Genomic DNA, 18,166 nt, shown 5'->3' with positions numbered 1-18,166 from the left:
TTGGCGGCACCAGCAAAAACAGATTTTCATTTGCTCACACTTATATATTATTTGCGCAAACGCTGGCTGACGTTGCTCAGCATCGTCTCACTGTAAGGCAGGCCGCTTTGCCCTGTTTCGCTGATCAGGCTACGCCATAGCACGGGGATATCTACATTCAGGTCCATGAATTTTTGCAGGCCACATGCGTAGGCATAATGGTAGGGATCACTCTGGCTGGTGATTTTTTTGCAGGTGGCGCTGGCGTTTTCCTGATAAGTGGCAGCTTCTTCTGCTGTCCAGAGTGCTGTATTTTTCAGTGCGACTATTGCCATCGCTTCCGCGCCGCCTTCATGTATCCAGGCGGGCTCATCACCTATGCCACCCTGGCTGACATTGTCTTGCCAGATATGTGCCATTTCATGGGCGACCAGTTTTTGTACCAGGCGGCGTATCGCAGGATGTTCGTTGAGCATGGCTTTGCCGCTGAGACGGAAAGTGATTTGCCCGTTCGTCGCACCACCTTTCATGGAGAAACCCGGACTGCTCGTATCAGTGACAGAAACCATCAGCACCAGTTCACGCAAGAGAGTGCGCTGGTAAGTACTGGAAAAATAGGCCGACATGGTGCTGCTAGTATCAAGGATAAGCTTGGCAAGCCATTCAGGCGTGGCCGGGTCCAGGATCAGTTTGGCCGTGCCAGCGGGGACGGGTTTTTGTGGCCCGAAATAAGCATAGGCACGCAAGTTGCGTTCTGCATCAGCAAACGCAGGTGTGGGAATGATGGTTTCACCAGGCAGTCCCCGGTAGCTGACGGTCAAATTCATGCCCCTGGTCTTGCTAGCTTCCTGGACATCACCATCAAAAAATCCCATATAGATACCCGCGCCACCGTCGCTGAAACGGTTATTGGGCGCATAGTTTTTTTGCACAAAGCCATTATAGGCAGTGATTTCAAAGCTGAGCTGGCGCAGGGGCTGCGCAAGGATATAGCTGTCCATCTGCTGATCAGACTGGGGAGATTGTTCTGCCTGATAGCGTACACCGGTTGTCAGCGGCTTCCAGGCAGTGCTGCGGTAGTCGCCAGCGGCAGGCATGGTCAACCTGGATATCGCTTCGCTGAAGCTATAGTCTGCGCGCCATTTGTCTGCAGCAATGCGAGTCAGTTGCATTTGCGCAGGCAACTTGCCTGTTTCTGCGGCAGTGACTGGCAAGTTGTACAGCAGGCTGGCACCTATTGCCACTGTTGTGAAGATCAGGGAGGTTCGCATGGATGCCATTACGGAGTTGTTGAATATGCCAGCATTCTATAAGAAAAAACCAAGATAGCGCCTTTAAGTGATCTTTTACTTCATTGATAGCAGAGCATCCCCACACTGCACAATATCAATCCACAGGCACAGAATTTTTGCACACCACCATCTGGCAGCCAGGCAAACCGACGCTGGGCCAGCAGCCTGGCCGTCCATTTCAGCAGGCTGCACAAGAACACAAAATACAGCAGGTTGAGTATTTCAAATACCACGCCCAACGCAACAAAACTTTGCACGGTATTGCCATGCTCACCTGGAATGAACAAAGGGAAGAAAGTGGAAAAAAACAGCAAAGGTTTGGGATTGCTGAGCGTGATCAATAATCCGCGTGTAAAGCCCGATTGCTGCGACATGGCAGCTTCCTGCTGTCCTTCCTGGTTTTGTCTGGAGCTGCCGCGCCAGAGCATAAAACCCAGGTACAGCAAATACACAGCCCCCAGCAGGCGTATTGTGGGCAATAGCCAGGGCAGGCCTTGCATGAGTACAGCAAAACCTGCTGCTGACAGCGCAATCAGCAAGACATCACCGCAGATGATGCCCGCAACGGCGGCTGCAGCACGTTTGGCAGATAGCTTCGCATATCCGGCCACCAGCAAGGTGGCAGGGCCAGGTATGATGATGACCAGGCTGGCTGCCAGGATAAAACTTGGTAGCGAGGGCAGATCAGGCATATTGCGCCTCCGTTTCCACGGCTTGCAGATGGGCATGCAAGTCCAGTATCAATTTATCCAGCCAGTCATCGGTCGCAGAAAATTCATATCCCAGACTGCGTGCACGCGCTGTGTCCATCGCATAATCATGGGCGTAATCAAAGGGGCTGTTCTCCGTTTCACCATTCTCACTTACTCGCAGCAACGCTGGCTTGCCCAGCTGGTGGGCTATGCGTTCATGCAATTGCGGTGCCGATAAACTGCCTTCACAAGCCAGATTCACTGGCCCCAGAAAATCTGCCTCTCCGGCCCACAACATGGCATCGACAATCTCATCCACGTTCAAGAATGAAGTGCGTCCAGCGCCTGCTAGACGATGTAAGGGCAGACCTTGCTGCACAGTGCGTATATAACTGGCCAGCCTGCCGGTAAAATCATCCTGTGCTGCCAGCACATGGGCAATACGCAAGCTGACCACCGGTAAGCGACCATCTTGCAGTAACACGGCTTCCGCCTGCAATTTTCCTGATGCGTAGCTGATATCTGCCAGCGCCGGGTCATGCCAGGGGTATTGCCAGTTGATGCTGACCTGGCTCAGATCCAGGTCATCTTCACGCAATGGCCGATTGACATTGCCGATCAGGTGGCGATAGGTTTCTATGGTGGATGACATCACATAACGCCCGACCTTGCCAGCAAACACATCCAGCGCAATTGCTGCGTCCAGTGGGCTGTAACACATCTGGTCATACACCAGGTCGTAGCTGGCTTGGGCAAACACGACATGCATGGCAGTCTCATCACGCCTGTCTACATGCAGGCGTTGCACGGCGTCGCCAAAATCATCCGGCGTCTGGCCACGGGTGGCGATAGTGACGCTGTGGCCTTTTGCCAGCAGGCGTCTGACCAGTTGTTTCCCAAAAAAGCGGGTGCCACCTATAATCAAGATATTCTTATGCATGGGATAATCCTCTCATATGTATCAAGAAGAATCATGCGCTTTACCAAGATTGGCGACAAACGATTAATACTGATGTCATGACTAAGTAAAACTATCTCAATATGCAAGAACCTTTACGTAACCTGTCTTTGCTGGTTGACTTCGAATGCGCGGCGCGCTGGTGTAGTTTCAAGCTGGCAGCACATGAACTCCACAAGACCCCGGCAGCTGTCAGCCAGAACATCAAGCAGTTGGAGCAGCAACTGGGCTTTGCGTTGTTCGCCCGCCATGCACGGCATTTGAGCATGACAGAAAAAGGGACAGAATTCGCCAGCACCGTCAGCCAGCTACTGCGCGACTTGCATATCAAGGTTGCGGCCCTGCGTGAAGACAGCGCTAACGACAGTTTGCGCATCTCTTGCACCCATTCCTTCGCCATGAAATGGTTGGTGCCGCGCTTGCATCGCTATACGCAATTGCATCCTGATATTGATATCCGTATCGATTCCAATGACGCCGTGGTTGACCCCGGCCAGGGTCTATGTGATATCGCCATCCGCCATCAACTGTTTGTCGATGGGGATGACGCCAGTCTGCTGTGGCGCGAACAATTATTGCTGGCGTATAGTCCCGCCATGCTGAGCGACAAGGATAGACGCGCACGTCAGGAGCCTGACCTGAAACGCTTGCTACGCTACCCGCTATTGTATGAAGGCACGCCAGAAAACTGGATACGCCTGCTGCAAAGTCATGATCTGCTTAAGTTGCCACATAAGTTGCCACATAAGCAGTCACATGACTTTGCACAAAATTACAGCCACGCCGGTTTGCTGGTACAGGCCGCCGTCGCAGCCCAGGGCGTGGCCTTGCTACCTGTCGCCATTGCTTGTGAAGATATACAGCAAGGTCGCTTGCACACACTGCCGACTGCGCAACTCAGTTCACGCTATTGCTATCGCATCGTCACCGCCAGCAGCAGGGCAGTCAAAGTCGATCATTTTGTCAACTGGCTGCATGATGAAATGACACAGATGCAAAACTACCTGCAACACTAGAGTGCGCCGCGCGCACCTGCTGGCCAGACCTTATGCCGCCACGACCTGGCGTGGTTTTTTCCAGAATCCTGATTTGAACTCACCCTTCTTCCAGGCCAGATACAAGAACACCGCACCCATCAGCGTCGCCAGCAAGACTGCCAGCACCGAGGCTTCAGCGCCAAAGGCACCACCGCTGAGCCAGTCAGAACCCGTCATATGGGTTTGCAACCAGCCTTTGCTGTCGGTGCCTGATACGGCGACAGAGAACACAGCGCCCTGGGTAAAGTTCCAGGAAAAATGCATGGCAATGCAGAGTGCCAGGCGACGTGTCAGCATATAGGCAGCACCAAAGGCAATACCCGCTTCCAGCGCAATGGCGATGGAACTGAAGATGGTCGCGCCGGGGTTGGAGGCATGGGCAAAACCAAAGGCCAGTGCTGATATCAGGATGGCGACTACACTGCCCAGCGATTCTTCCATCATGCGAAATATCATGGCACGGAAAAATAATTCTTCCATCACCGCCACCACCGCAAAGACGGGCAGATATTTGAGCATCAGTCGCGGGTCATTATAGCCATCGACATGAAACACACCCAGCAAGGATAAGCTGCCCAGCACCACTGCAAACAGCATGGCACCCAACACCAGCCCAAGCAGCCATTCTTTCCAGGCAGAGAATAATGCCAGTTCAGTGACAGCGCGTTTTTCTATGAGACGCACATAAAATGCATAACTCAGCAAGCCCAGCGCCGTGCCCGCCATATTGCGAAACACCATCCAGTCTGGCCCGGCCAGGAAATGCGACATGGCCTTGCGCGATACAAATTGCACACTGCCGACAATCAGCAATGCCAGCAAAAATTTGACGATCGTGTATTGCAAAAGTTTCTTGTGCCAGACAGGCTTGTTGAAGCTGGCCTTGATTTCTGCTGTTGTCATAAATCTCCCCGTTTACTTTGTTGTGAGTATAGTCTGCGTCGGCCACGCCCGGTAAGATGGGCTGGTGGGCGACTGGATGGCACTATAAACAGATGACAAAAAATTACATCAGCGATCTGACAAAGTGTAAAAAGCAGGGATTGAATGGGGAAATACGCGGATAAAAAGCAGATAAAAAGCGAGCCTTCAAGCCAGCGACAAGATGAGCTTGTTTGCAAATCTTTAAATTCTGTCTGCTTCTTGCCAATATAAGGGAATAAGTTACTGATACTTGACACGGATATGCGCGCCCGCATTACACTAAAACTGCATGCCAGCAGTGCTGGCAATAAGGCTTGCCAGCCACGAAATCCACACAAAATCTGATCAGATGAAATTGCTTAGACTACTGATACTGTTATGGATGACTTTTGCCTGTCTGAGCCAGGCGCATGGCAGTGATGCCGTCAATACGGGTAACGGCGCGGGCAGCACTGCAGGTCGCAGCGCAAGTAAGCTCATACGCTATCCGCGCTTGTCCGTGCAACTTGATCCGCATAGTGACTATGTCCTGGAAATTTTAAAACTGGCGATCAAGACCAGCGGCCAGCCTTACCAGTTGCAAGCCAGCGAAGCACCCATGCAACAGGCACGCGGTATCTATGAGCTTAGTTCAGCACAGGGAAATGTCGATATTCTCTGGACCATGAGTACCGATGAAAGAGAAGCGCAACTCATCCCCATCCGCATCCCCATAGACAAGGGTTTGATAGGTTGGCGTATCGCCCTGCTGACGGCGACGAATGCAAATATCTTCAAGGATGTGAAAAACCTCAAGGACCTGGCCGCCTTCACTGCCGGACAAGAACTGGATTGGCCGGATGTCTCCATACTCAAAAGCAATGGCTTGCCGGTAAAAACCTCGGCATCGTATGAACCCCTGTTCAATATGCTCAAAGCAGGGCGCTTTGATTATTTTCCACGCTCAGTATTTGAGGTGCAGGTTGAACTGGATGGCCGCCCTGGGCAACAGCTAGTCATCGATAAACACATTGCGCTGTACTATCCATCGGCCCTGTATTTCTTTGTCAGCCCGCGTGAACCAAAAATGGCTGAAGACATACAAAACGGCCTGGAAGAAATGATCAAAAACGGCAACTTTGAAAAAATATTCCAACGCTATCAGCAAGCTGCGATCAAGAATGCCAATCTCAAATCTCGCACTATTATCACCTTGCGAAATCCCTTGCTGAGTCCAGAAAAAATGCCTTTGAACCGACCAGAATTGTGGTTCAAGCCGTGAATCAGCAGGGTGCGCCGTGCGCACCGTTTTGTCGCCATACGGAATAGCAATCGGTGCGCACGGCGCACCCTACAAATTGTAATAAATCACAAGGCCGTCGTTCTCACCAGCCTTACAAGCCAGGTTCTACTGGTACATCGCGATATAACTTCAAAAACTTAAACATTTTTGGCCATTCTTCACGCGGTTTAAAAACGATGGCAACTTCGCGGTTATCAAGTGCAGACTCCGTCAGCACCACATGGTCTTCAACTTGTTTGGCATTTTCAAACTCCCTGGCATTGACACGGCATACCGCTTTGAAAAATGGCCCGGCCAACCAGGCTTTGACCTCAGGCGCATCTTGAAAGCGCAGATAGCCCGCCAAGGACGCATGCGCCACAGCCACCATTGCAAAACCAAGTGGTACATCGTCTTTCACGAGGATATACATTTTCATAGTGAAGCTTCAGCAAACATGAAATATTAAGACGGGTGAAATAGCATAGAGCAGGGTGCACCGTGCGCACCGTTTGTCGCCATACGGAATAGCAATCGGTGCGCACGGCGCACCCTACAAATTGCCATGACCCATAAGACGCTTATGTTCTGCCTTACAAAGTCGATTCCGCCGCCGCATCAAGCTTGTCTTGCGCAGGAAATTCTTTTACCAGATAGCGCTCGGGATAGCCTTCTGCACTTTGCATGAGTTCACTGGCAGTGTTGCACAAGTCATCCCAGCTCAGGATTTTGCTGGTGTACTCACCTTCCCGTGTGCCTGGAATGACCATCGCGACCAGATCGGTTTTGGGCAGTAGCGATACCACGCCCTGGGTCCAGGTAGAAAGCGAGGTCAGTTTGTCGGTATCATTGTTTTTGAGTACGGTATAGCTGGCGACAAAAACATCTTCCCCGGTTTTATCATGCAGGGCCTCCAGCAATTCTTTTTGTGAGCTATAGTCTTCCGCCCTCTGGGTGGTTTGCAGGTTCTTCAGACGGTCAAGCACATCGGCATTATCAGGGGTATAGCTGATGATCTTGCCTTCCTTGAGCTTGTACATGCAGGCTGAGACTACGCGGCCTTCCTGTTCCATGCAGTCTTGCGCATGTTCCAGCATCTTCAATTGTGATGTAGCGGAATTGGCAGCGCATAGCAAGAAGCGGCCACGGGTTGGCACCATCAGCACCGGGTCACTGCCGCAGCCAGCGCGATAAATCAAGTCAGGCAGCAGGATACGAGAAGAATCATAGGCATCTTCCCACACACCGGCAACGACACCATCACCCAGATTGACAAACTTGTCGCTGGTGCGGTCACGCAAATTCTCCAGCGCCACTTTCAGGGCGTTTTCAAGACTGATGTTCCAGGTCTCATAATTACTCTGGTTGACCAGCGCCATGGAGTGCTCAGTATCGTAGGCCAGCATCAGCATGGCATCTTCGCCAAAGGGCAGCGCAGCCTGTTGGTAGGACATGGGCTGGTCCTGCATCAGCGAGGTCAGGCGCAGGTATTCACCCTGGCCGCGCGGCTTGAGGCTGGGCATCAGGTGCTTGCTGGCACTGGCAAAATCGTCGGGGATGCCATTCACCTGCAAGCCAGCCGTGTATTTCAACAGGACATGGTCACGCTGGCTTTTGGCTGCGGCACAATAGTCACGATAGGCATTGTGCAGGTTGAGGATGTGCGAGCCATTTTCACCCACGACCAGACGGAACTCTGCCTCATCAAAATGCATGGCCTGGGCGATGCCCTGACTGCGCGCGTATTTGATGACGATCTGGGCAAACTTGTGTGTCGATGGCTTGGACTTGAATAAATCGAAGAATCCCATGAACTTCCCGTCTTGTTAAGTGATGATCTTGTCTTTAAAGGGCAGGGCAGGTAGCACCGTTGCTGCTCATTCCCATATGATAACGTTAGCGGCGGGATTTGTGTTCATTATGCTATCGGCGTTTGTAGTACCTCTGTTGTCATGTTCCAGAAGTGGAAACCCAGGGTCAGTCCCTTTTTTTGCCATCAATGAAGGTGGGTATTTCTGATGAATCTGGCTAGAAATTTTATTACTATTCCACATGCTCAATTTATAATTACTGGAGTTTTTATTCTGGTAGTTTAATATCACCTCAGTGAAAGTGACGTTTTTGTGAAAAATATCTGTATTGCTTCTGCTTTCCCTCTGCGCTTGCTGACGGCATTTCCCTTATTGTTAGCTTGCAGCATTTCCAGCGCAACTGATTCAACTGCCAGGCCAGCCGACATCAAAACCAAGGTCAGCGAATCTGTGCAAGCCGTGACGCAGGCATTGAATGGCATCCAGCAACTCAGAGGCGAAGCCAGCAGCTTGTCCAAACCGGATGCCAGCAAAGAAGACTTGCAGGCAGCTCTCGCCAAGGTCAAACTGGCCCTATCGGCGATAGACAGTACAGAATCACAAAATCTGGCTTCTGATGCCAATCGCTTCAGAGGGCGTCGTTTTGATTACATGTTCGATGCTGCCATGCTGGAACTACGCCTGGGTAACAAAGTAGCTTTTTTAAATTTCCTGGAATCCAGCCAGACCTGGGTATTGATCCCCTCCTTAAAGAACTACCTGACAACTCCTGCTTTTGCCTCCGTACAGGATGATCCGCGCTTTAAAGCTTATCTCAAGTTGGCAGAGTTGCCCGCAAAAATGGGGCGTGCTTCTGTTCTCGCTACTCCCTACAAAGACAATATCAGCAACGCAGAAAAAATCGCTGGCCTTTCCATGTTCTGGTCAGAAGTCAAACGAAGCTTTGTGAATTTCCACAATGTTCCTGACCTGGATTGGGATAAGCTCTACCTGGAATATCTCGACAAAGTCACGCAAACCAGGAGCACCCGTGAGTATTATCAGGTCATGATGCAACTGGCTCCGCAACTGCAGGATGGGCACACTAATATCTACGCGCCGGATGAACTGCAAGATGTGTTTTATTCCCGTCCTGCGCTGGCAACTGCCCTGGTCGGCAAGAATGTGCTGGTGACCAGGGTACTCAACCAGCAACTTGCTCAAAAAATCCAGCGCGGAGATGAAATCATCAGCATAGACGGCCAGCCTGTGCACGAGTATGCAGCAAGCAAGGTCGCGCCTTATGCCAGCAGCAGTACGCCGCAAGACAAGACCGTGCGTATGTATAGCTACGGCTTGTTAAGCGGTGATCAAAGCAAAAGCATACGTTTGGGTTTGAGCGATGCCGCTGGCAAAGAAAGAGTAGAGGTCGTCAGCCGTGGGCAAGACCGCGACGTGGCAGGTGAACCACCCTTTGATTTCAAAATGCTGCCCGGCGATATCGCCTACCTTGCCGTCGATCATTTTGAAAGTGATGCAGGCGTCAAAAAACTTGAATCCGTCATGCCCAGCATCATGAAGGCCAAAGGCCTGATACTTGATATACGTGCCAACGGTGGTGGGTCTAGTTTGCATGGCGCAGCCATCCTGAGTTTTTTAAGCAAGAAGCCAGTACCGTATGCCTATAGCACAGAAAGGCAAGAGAGTAATCTCATGCGTGCTCAAGGTGACCTCATCCTGCTTGACACGCTCAGGGCTGGCATTTCCAAACCCTATACCAAGGAACGCAAGGAGGTCTACACTGGCCCGGTGGTCGTGCTGGCTGGCGCAAAATCTTTTTCTGCAGCAGAAGATTTCCTGATGTCTTTTGTCACGCTGCAACGCGGCACCGTCATAGGTAGCGCCACTGCTGGCAGCACCGGCATGCCCATGTCCTTTAAACTGCCTGGCGGCGGCAGCGCCCGTATCTGCGTCAAACACGACAGCTTCCCCGATGGCCGCGAATTCGTCGGCAAGGGCATCGCACCTGATATGGAAGTTGTGCCAACGGTTGCTGACATACGCGCAGGGCGTGATGTAGTACTGGACAAGGCAGTGGCTGTGCTCAGTAAATAGCAAGTATTGATACGGCAAAGCGCGGGAGGAATGTGCCTCCCTGTGCTTGCCCGTAATGCGTTCAATTCGCCAGCATGCTCGCCAGGTCTGGTGCAGCCATGGATGGCAAAAATTCTGTCACCTTGTACTGCGCGATTTCTTCACGCTGGAATGGATCTTCCCGCAGTATCGCTTCCAATGCATCCCGGCTTATCGCATTCACCAGAATAAATCCACCCGTGCGTGGCTCCTTGCGCCCCGACAGCAAAAACTGCCCTGTCGCATAATGCCGCTCAAGAAATGCGCGATGCTCACTGACAAAGTTATCTACGATAGAAAGAGGCTGGATGTAGGTGAGTTCGACGATGAACATGATAAGAAATTTTGGAGGTAATCAAGTAAGAGTATGAACCAAAGAATGCAATATACAGGCCAGCAATCTTTCGATTTTCATGCGATGCGCAAGGCGCTCCTTATTGAGCAGGGCGGGCGCATATGCCTATGTCTAACATTGCCGTGACGTAGGGCGCATTGCAATGCGTCACATGTGATTTCAAACCTGGCCTGGGCGGCAACTATGTCAATCTATGTCACGGTAGGGTGCGCCATGCGCACCATTGATGAACATCCATGCTGGCGAAACGGTGCGCACGGCGCACCCTGCAAAACGCTTACCGTCCACGCCCACTCGTCTCCACAATAATCTCATTATCACATCTGTCCACCTGGCGATTAAATCCTTCCGCGTCACCAACCAGTTTAGCCAGGCCCTTGCCCGTTTCAAAATTCGTCGGCAGCTTCAGGCGTATCTCTTGCAGGTATTTACCATCCGCACAACTGAGCATGAAATTCTGCGCGATTTTTTCGCCTTCCTGTTTTTTGACCATCTCAAAGAAATCTTTTACCGAAAATGACTTGCCTGCATGCTCCAGGATGAATTTTCCTACTGCAGAATTATTCACTTCTTCCACTGCAGCCGCTGCAGTCTTGAAATAGGTATCAGCATCACGCGTCTGGCAGGTGCCGTGCTTGCTCCATTCGTATTCGCCAAACTTGCTTTCAAACTGAAAATTCGGCATCCACTTGGCGATGCGCTTGACCGTGTCCGATGACAGCTTCATCGGCTCAGCCGAACAGTTACCATAATTGATGCCGCATTCTTTTTTATTCGGCCACAGGCCATGCAGGGTCAGGTTATTGATCTTCAGCTTGCCGCTGTTGATGGCATCGCATTCCGGCTTCTTGCCGCGATAAGCAAAATGTTCGCAAAACCCAGGTTGCCAGGTGATAGCCAGCACATAACTGTCTTCCAGATTTGGCGTGCTGCACATGGTCTGGCGGTCAGCTTCCCTGTTCGCCTTGGCACGCCCCGCTGGTGCATTCTCTTGCGGCACCTGGTCCAGTTGCGCCGTACCGCAGTCCCGCGCCACCCAGCGCAAGTTAGGATTGGCCCCATCCACATCCACCCGCAACCAGCCATAGTCCCCCGGCTTGTTGATCTCTTTCACCGCATAGCTCTTACCTACCACCGTATGCACGGCACCAGGGTTGCTTTGCTTGTTGAAAGATGAATACAGCTCGCAGGATTTGCTGGCAGTAAAACTGCCGTTTACGGGTTCGCTGGCATGCGTGGTCGTGATACCGCCCAGCAGGGCAAGCGCGAATATGACGCGTAATGTCAGTTGCTTCATCTTAATTTTTACCTTTAATCAACCAGTGGGGTCGTGGATCTGTTGCGTAAGCAATGTGAAATTTGCCACTATTGTAGCTCCAGGGGAAAAGTAAGTGTACTAAGTATGCAAAGTACCAGGCGGTCAGGCGGGAAAAGGGGGGTGAATCAGAACACGCCAGTGTGTAACACAGCAATATTGACTGCCTTGAAGTAAGGACAAAAGTGTCGCTGGAGCCATAATTTTGCCGAAGTATGGAACCATATTTTTGCCGGAATATTTCGAATTTCATATTTCAGCGTGGTTTTGAAATACTTCTCCAAGAAGCATAAGATTGCCGTTTCACTGGTATGGAACCATAAGATTGCCGCACTTTGAATATTCTTATTTAATCAGACAGCAAATAGCCTATCGAATCTGCCATTAATTCGCATCTCAAACTGGACACACTGTCGCATTTCAAAGTGGACACCTAGTCGCCTGATCAGACAATATTAGCGGGGAGTGGTATTAATTGATGCAACAAATAATCAAATAGCCGCTTACTAAACCCCTAAATCAATACCACGTGACCATTCCAAGACTATGATGTTCGCGTTTGGCAATTAAGTAGCCATTTCTGACAGGCTACCCTCCGATTAAATCAAAACTACTGCATATAACTTGATTCCTCCCACCTTCTTTGCCCTGATACAGCGCTTTATCGGCGCGGTTGAGAGCTGATTGCCAGGGCTCATTACGTTCAATTTGCGCCACGCCGAATGTCATCGTGACTGAAATTTGTGTGTCGTTGATTGAAATAACGACTTGAGCAACTTTCTCTCTTAGACGCTCCGCGACATTTTGGGCAATATTGCAATCTGCATCAGGGAGCAGGACTAAAAACTCTTCACCGCCCCAGCGAGCAACACTGTCGTACTCTCGTAAACTCCTGAAAATATCACCTACGACTTTCAGCACCTGGTCTCCAGCGTCGTGTCCGTAGCGATCATTGATTAACTTGAAGTGATCGATATCGCATATAAGCAATGAGAGTGGTACTGAAACCCTTATGCTGCGCGCAAATTCTTTGTCAGCCAGTTCCGTCATCCGCCTGCGGTTTAGCAGGCCTGTTAGCGCATCAGTACTGGCCAGGCGTTTAAACTTCTGCTCTGCCTGCTTTATGGTCAGATAGAGTGTGTAGGACACGGTTGAGGTGACCGCACACGTACCTAAAATATTTAATTTATGCAAGAAGTTGCTGAGGCTGGGATCGAGTGCGTAAAGTGGCGTCCACCAAGAGAGCCAGAAATCGCAAACAAAGAAAAACAAGGCAATTATTGTCACCTGAAGAATTTTTGCAGAAAGCGACCATCGCATATTGGCGAAGAGTGCTGGTATCGTCGCAATCATATAAAACTGAAAACCAGCAGTTGGACCAACCGTGATAACAGTAAATATAAACTGCATCAGAAATACGAACCACATCCAGGGTGTCCATGACTCTGACTGAGTCGGATGAGTTTTATCCCACTTCCTCAAGAAGATATGCAGGATAGTGGCAATGACAAATGTAGCGGCAAGTGGCCATATTCGCAATGCTGCGAACAGTAGCGAAAAAATTGCGTTTATAAAAACAAGGTGTGACCGGAACTCCAGAACGAAACGATGTAGATCGTCTCTGTCATTTGTACTCATATCTCCCTCGCCTAGAAGAGACTTCAGTCGCTCACATTACAACATGCCTCAGAGATGATACAGGCCATTATTGCAAAATGCTATGCGTGTCTTTTGAGAGATTTGAGTTCTAGACAATATGAAAGACATTTAAATTTGTGATCCATATTGCAATTACGGCTAGCATTATTTCTCTGGCAATGAAAGCAAGTTATCAGTCTTGCGATCATCTTAGACAACCTGTTCATGTTTGACGCGTTCATTACTATGAACATGTAATGCCACGGCTATCACTCCTGTCTCTTACTCAACGAGATAATGGATTTCTCTGGCTCCTGGATCATCGAATCCAGAAGCAAATCGAATGCAGCACCTGACACCTTGAATTGGCCGTGGTATGGATGGGTCAATTCCAGAATGAGGAAATTGGCGCTCGCAATGGCAATGGCTCCCAGGAACAGGAAGAATATCGCCAACATATTGCCATCGCTAATGCAACCGTAAAGAAAAAACAATAAACACGCCCAACCAAAAACGACAACAAGAAGCAAGGCAGGCATCTGGTTCGACAGGTTTCTAATGATATTCGACTGAATAGAAACGAATTTTCTGGAGAATTCGCGGATTGAATTTAAATCGTCGCGTGTCACGTTTTTGAATTTTTCGGAGGCGTTATTAATTTCCAATATTTCTGTCACATCATTAGAAAGATGGTTGTAGTTTACATCCTCAGGAGTTTGCCCACTTTTATCGAGACAATATCGTTTTAGCAAACGAAGTACCATTTTCTTCAAGACGAGCCGGGGTTGATCCGACTCCCCGGGAAAGTGTTTTAGCAAAAGATCGATATTAGCCACGGTGGTGACGAGAGAATCAAAATCGGCCTGATGGCTATTAAAGGTGGAGTAGGAGGAAGACACCAACAAACCTAAAACAATAGCAAAAAGAGTGCCGATTAATCCGGAAACAGCTCTTATCACGTCCATGGATGATGCAACGTGAGAAGGGGATAGTTTATGAACAAAAAAACCAGCGATTGCGCACGTAAATGCAACAGTTGCAATCGCAAGGCAGCGACCAAATATATTCATTCCACTCGTCCCAAATTGATCGTTAACGATAGTTTCTGTTGCATCTACTTATTTTCACTATCCCAACCGGTTTTAGAGGCACGAGACGCTAACGCGCTGCGCTCCCATCAAGGGCTGAGCTTTGTTTTCAAAACTTACAAGGAGATGTCACCGGTGATAGTCTAAGGACGATTTTTATTGAACTATGCCTAAAACAGCCAAGGCTTCAGAAACAATTGTGTTGACTTCTTCTATAGGGCCATCATGCACGATGGTACGATCGGGTCTGACTATGGCGACCCATCCGACAGGCGCTGCTCCTGGTACCAGTGCATCTGTCATGTCTTCCCAAGAATTTTCGCTATCGCTCATCTGCCCCCGATACCGTAGCTGCACAGATTTGCCACCAGCGCCTGCCCATGCCATTTTCAGTTTTTCGCTCATTACTTTCCCAGGATCACAAGCAAAACCGATTAATGTGAGCTCTTGTCCAAATGCATCATCACTTTTTAGTACTGGCGTATTTATTGATTTGCGCACCAACCCTTGTGGCAACTGCCCGCCGCGTATCAGTCGTGAACGAGATTTTCCGAGCACGAACAGCCCATCAGTAAACCTGTTTTGAGGCTTGATGTGGAGTTCTTCAAACAATGTGCGAACCACTGGGATGTGGCCTAGCAACCACATGATTCCGTGAATGCCGAACGCGGCTACGCGGTTAGTCGGCATCACAAGCGATCCCATGAAGAGCGCGAGCTTGATGATGGACTTTGCATGTGGACGACGCTCGATGTCGTAAGTGTCAAGTATGGCTTCAGGCGCACGGCCATGCACGACCCAGGCCAGCTTCCAGCAAAGGTTGGCGACATCTCGCAAACCGGCGACCAGGCCTTGGCCGACAAATGGCGGCGTAATGTGCGCGGCATCTCCCACGAGAAATATTCTGCCACGAGAGAATTTTTCAACGACCCTGGCGTGAAATCGATACACGGCGGTGCGCTCGATGTTGATATCCTCAGGCTTGCACCAAGGTGCGAGCAGCTTTCTGATGCTTTCAGGTTTTTCCATCTGTTCGCGTGTTTCGTCTGGATGCAACATGAATTCCCAGCGCTGGCGATTCCCGGGAGCGACCATGTGCGGCGTCGGCCTGCGTGGGTCACACAAAAATTCGACGTGATCAATCGGATTGGGAACGTTTAGTGCGTCAACCACCAGCCAATCCTGGGAAAACGTCTGCCCTTGAAAATCCAGTCCGGCATGACGACGCACGAAAGAGCTGGCACCATCGGCACCAATCAGGAAGCGGGCGTGGACTATTTTAGTCTGACCATCGGCTCCACGAATTTCTACCCGAATTCCCTGTGCATTTTCAGTGATACTGGTCAACTCGGTACTCAGGGCAACATGTACATCTGGATAGGCAGCTAGCCGCTCCCTTAAGGTCCGTTCGAGTTCTGGTTGGTAAAATGTGACCAGCCGTGGATGTCCATCGCATTGTCCTGTGGTATTTGCGCGTGCGTATTTGCCAAAGAGTGGCGAACGCATCTGCACTTTGGCGATGGCCAATGTTTCGAATGCGCCATCTTCCAGGCCCGCCATTTGCAAAATCCGTAAAGCCTCGTTGTCCAGGGCAATGGCGCGCGGTGCCTTGAAGATATCAGCGGATTTTTCAATGACCAGTGTACGCACGCCGTAGCGCCCCAAAAGGTTTGCTGCGGCTGCACCGACAGGACCAAGTCCGATCAACAATACATCGACTGTAGAGGGTAATGTTTGTCTCATAGTCGTGTTTTCTCAGGATGCAGGAGACAAGTCGATAGGAATTGCAAATTTTCCTAACAGCTCGCGTACTTGTGTTTCATGCTCAACTGCACATTTGATGAAAGCCGTGGTTCCACGCTTGATGTCAGCGCGCACCTGGACGATAGCCTGAATTGCATTCGTTGCCAGCAACTGTTGAAATACGTGCATTGTTGCTTGCATGCGCAGTTCGGCCTTCGCCACTTTTCCTACGGCGGTAAGCGGTATTTTTTCCATTATTTCAATGCGTGCCGGGACAGCCGCACGTTCTTGAATAAGCTGACGGGCCGCCATCAGCAAATCCTCAGCAGACACAACAGATCCAGGTTTGAGCGTGACGTAGGCAACCGGTAGCTCGCCAGCATGCTCATCGGGTTGACCTACCGCAGCGACGCTGCCAACATCAGGATGATTGAGCAGTGCGTCTTCTATCATCGCCGGGTCGATATTATGTCCACCCCGGATGATTAAATCCTTGGCCCGGCCTGTGAGGTGAAGATAGCCATCCGCATCGATGAAACCGAGGTCGCCGGTGTTAAGCCAGCCAGGTTTAAGCCAGATGCCTTGATTATCAGCGTCCCTAAGGTATCCCGGGAAGACATTAGGCCCGCAAATACCGATTACGCCAATTTCATTTTCACTGCATTCTTCAGTAGCCTGTCCAGCGCCATCAATCTTCCAGATTTTCATTTCTTGATATGGTAGACGCAGGCCTACAGTTCCCAGTCGGCGCTCACCGCAAGGTGGATTGCAGGACGAAACACAAGCTCCCTCGGTGAGTCCATAACCTTCAAAGAGGCGAACCCCGGATGTCGCTTCAAAACGACGCGCCACTTCGCCTGGTAGTGGTGCTGCACCACAGACAGCATACTGCAGCGATGAAATGTCTGCATCACCGACCGGCAGGTCTGCCAACGTGGCATAGATAGTCGGTACAGCGCTGAAACTGTTTGCCTTGAAACGTTCGACCAGCTTCCAGAAGTTGGGCAACACGCCTTTCCCCCGATAGCCAGAAGGGGTGAGCAGTATCACTTCAGCACCGCTATGAAAAGCTGCCAATCCGGTCACCATGGCACCATTGACGTGGAATAAGGGCAATCCGCACAACAGGACATTGCCAGACGGCAGTATCGTGCCAAGTGCCCAGGCGACGAATGTTTCATTCAAATGCGTATGCGCTGCTACTTTTGGTATTCCGGTGGTACCACCGGTATGGAAATAAGAACAGATATCGGATTCATCGAACTTTCGCTCAGATACGAGTTGATCCGATAATTCGGCATCAAGCGCCATATCGAAATCAAGGATAGCGACATCATTTCGCGCAGGTTTTCTTGCCTCAGAAGTCAATGCCGGATGCGAAGCCGCCACGGCTGGTTCAACATACTGCTGGGCATTGACGGCAAACACAACGCGAATGCCAGGACACATGTCAACTACATCCATGGTTTTTTCCCAGATTTCAGATCCCTGCATTGGTGCCAGGGCGACTATGGCCTCTGCGCCGGTTTCCTTGACTATGTTCGCAATATATTCGGCCTCAAGCATGGGATTGATAGGGCTGGCGATACCCGCTGCCTGTGCGCCGAGCAAGGCGAAATGCGTTTGCGGTAAATTGGGTAGCAGCAGAGAGACCGCTTTCCCTTTGATTATGCCCGCACGATGAAAAGCGTTTGCGGCTTGTGTCACACGACACTTCAGGTTTTTATAGCTAATGGAAAATTCCTGGGCAGAAGGTGCACTGGTCATCAGGAAGCGAAGCGCCGTGCGCTCGGAATGACGTTTGCTGGCAAGGCAAAGAAGTTCATAAGTATTGCGTGCGGCCATACTTGCTTGCCATGGCATTTTTTCGATCTCCAGTATATCTGCCAGGTTGCGCACAGCGCCCTGTACACCGGTGTGTGAATCTGTTGTTGTAAACATGTTGTGCTCGTGAAATGTGA

At 50.4% G+C, this 18,166-nt stretch carries 15 protein-coding genes; 3 read left to right on the top strand and 12 right to left on the bottom strand.

All coding sequences use genetic code 11. From position 1 onward, the window contains the following. Positions 1–47 precede the first annotated feature (47 nt). From ACO0LD_RS26865 to ACO0LD_RS26855, 3 genes are all read right to left on the bottom strand, one after another. Positions 48–1,250: a basic secretory protein-like protein gene (locus ACO0LD_RS26865; RefSeq protein WP_423011738.1), complete on the bottom strand. Its 1,203-nt coding sequence runs from the start codon at positions 1,248–1,250 to the stop codon at positions 48–50. Positions 1,251–1,330: 80 nt separating this feature from the next. Continuing rightward, positions 1,331–1,963 (bottom strand): LysE family translocator, encoded by a 633-nt coding sequence (locus ACO0LD_RS26860; RefSeq protein ID WP_423011736.1) that lies wholly within the window; start codon positions 1,961–1,963, stop codon positions 1,331–1,333. Beyond that, positions 1,956–2,903 (bottom strand): NAD-dependent epimerase/dehydratase family protein, encoded by a 948-nt coding sequence (locus ACO0LD_RS26855; protein WP_423011734.1) that lies wholly within the window; start codon positions 2,901–2,903, stop codon positions 1,956–1,958. The genes ACO0LD_RS26860 and ACO0LD_RS26855 overlap by 8 nt, the downstream gene beginning before the upstream one ends. A 101-nt stretch (positions 2,904–3,004) precedes the next feature. Between ACO0LD_RS26855 and ACO0LD_RS26850 the strand changes: the two genes are divergently transcribed. Further along, positions 3,005–3,937, top strand: coding sequence for a LysR substrate-binding domain-containing protein (locus tag ACO0LD_RS26850; protein WP_423011732.1), 933 nt, complete (start codon positions 3,005–3,007; stop codon positions 3,935–3,937). Between the two features lie 30 nt (positions 3,938–3,967). Here ACO0LD_RS26850 and ACO0LD_RS26845 read toward each other — a convergent pair whose 3' ends face one another. Further along, the gene (locus tag ACO0LD_RS26845; protein WP_423011730.1) at positions 3,968–4,861 is read right to left on the bottom strand and encodes a lysostaphin resistance A-like protein; all 894 of its coding nucleotides are present in this window, start codon (positions 4,859–4,861) and stop codon (positions 3,968–3,970) included. A 370-nt stretch (positions 4,862–5,231) separates the two neighbouring features. On the opposite strand from ACO0LD_RS26845, the gene ACO0LD_RS26840 reads away from it, so the two are divergent. Further along, a complete protein-coding gene (locus ACO0LD_RS26840) occupies positions 5,232–6,143 on the top strand; it encodes a substrate-binding periplasmic protein (protein WP_423011728.1) in 912 nt (303 codons plus the stop codon). Positions 6,144–6,255: 112 nt separating this feature from the next. Here ACO0LD_RS26840 and ACO0LD_RS26835 read toward each other — a convergent pair whose 3' ends face one another. Further along, on the bottom strand, positions 6,256–6,582 hold the full coding sequence (locus ACO0LD_RS26835; protein ID WP_423011726.1) for a hypothetical protein: 327 nt from the start codon (positions 6,580–6,582) through the stop codon (positions 6,256–6,258). Between the two features lie 154 nt (positions 6,583–6,736). After that, positions 6,737–7,954 (bottom strand): hypothetical protein, encoded by a 1,218-nt coding sequence (locus tag ACO0LD_RS26830; protein ID WP_423011724.1) that lies wholly within the window; start codon positions 7,952–7,954, stop codon positions 6,737–6,739. Positions 7,955–8,266: 312 nt separating this feature from the next. On the opposite strand from ACO0LD_RS26830, the gene ACO0LD_RS26825 reads away from it, so the two are divergent. Continuing rightward, positions 8,267–10,048: a S41 family peptidase gene (locus ACO0LD_RS26825; RefSeq protein ID WP_423011722.1), complete on the top strand. Its 1,782-nt coding sequence runs from the start codon at positions 8,267–8,269 to the stop codon at positions 10,046–10,048. Positions 10,049–10,109: 61 nt separating this feature from the next. Here the strand turns inward: ACO0LD_RS26825 and ACO0LD_RS26820 are convergent, their stop codons facing one another. The 6 genes from ACO0LD_RS26820 to ACO0LD_RS26795 form a co-directional block, all read right to left on the bottom strand. Beyond that, a complete protein-coding gene (locus tag ACO0LD_RS26820) occupies positions 10,110–10,400 on the bottom strand; it encodes a YciI family protein (protein ID WP_423011720.1) in 291 nt (96 codons plus the stop codon). A gap of 298 nt (positions 10,401–10,698) precedes the next feature. Further along, positions 10,699–11,718: a ribonuclease T2 family protein gene (locus ACO0LD_RS26815; protein WP_423011718.1), complete on the bottom strand. Its 1,020-nt coding sequence runs from the start codon at positions 11,716–11,718 to the stop codon at positions 10,699–10,701. Positions 11,719–12,324: 606 nt separating this feature from the next. Next, positions 12,325–13,374, bottom strand: a complete 1,050-nt coding sequence (locus tag ACO0LD_RS26810; protein WP_423011716.1) for a GGDEF domain-containing protein — start codon at positions 13,372–13,374, stop codon at positions 12,325–12,327. Between the two features lie 269 nt (positions 13,375–13,643). Further along, entirely contained in the window at positions 13,644–14,444 is an 801-nt protein-coding gene (locus ACO0LD_RS26805) for a hypothetical protein (RefSeq protein ID WP_423011714.1), read from the bottom strand. Positions 14,445–14,618: 174 nt separating this feature from the next. Further along, the gene (locus ACO0LD_RS26800; RefSeq protein ID WP_423011712.1) at positions 14,619–16,205 is read right to left on the bottom strand and encodes a bifunctional 3-(3-hydroxy-phenyl)propionate/3-hydroxycinnamic acid hydroxylase; all 1,587 of its coding nucleotides are present in this window, start codon (positions 16,203–16,205) and stop codon (positions 14,619–14,621) included. A gap of 12 nt (positions 16,206–16,217) precedes the next feature. Next, a complete protein-coding gene (locus tag ACO0LD_RS26795) occupies positions 16,218–18,146 on the bottom strand; it encodes an acyl-CoA synthetase (RefSeq protein ID WP_423011710.1) in 1,929 nt (642 codons plus the stop codon). Positions 18,147–18,166: the final 20 nt, after the last annotated feature.

This window comes from Undibacterium sp. Ji83W (assembly GCF_049340385.1).
In the GTDB taxonomy this organism is placed as follows: Bacteria; Pseudomonadota; Gammaproteobacteria; order Burkholderiales; family Burkholderiaceae_D; genus Undibacterium.
The sequence above is the reverse complement of the archived record's forward strand: the minus strand, read 5'-3'. Positions and strand labels throughout refer to the sequence as shown.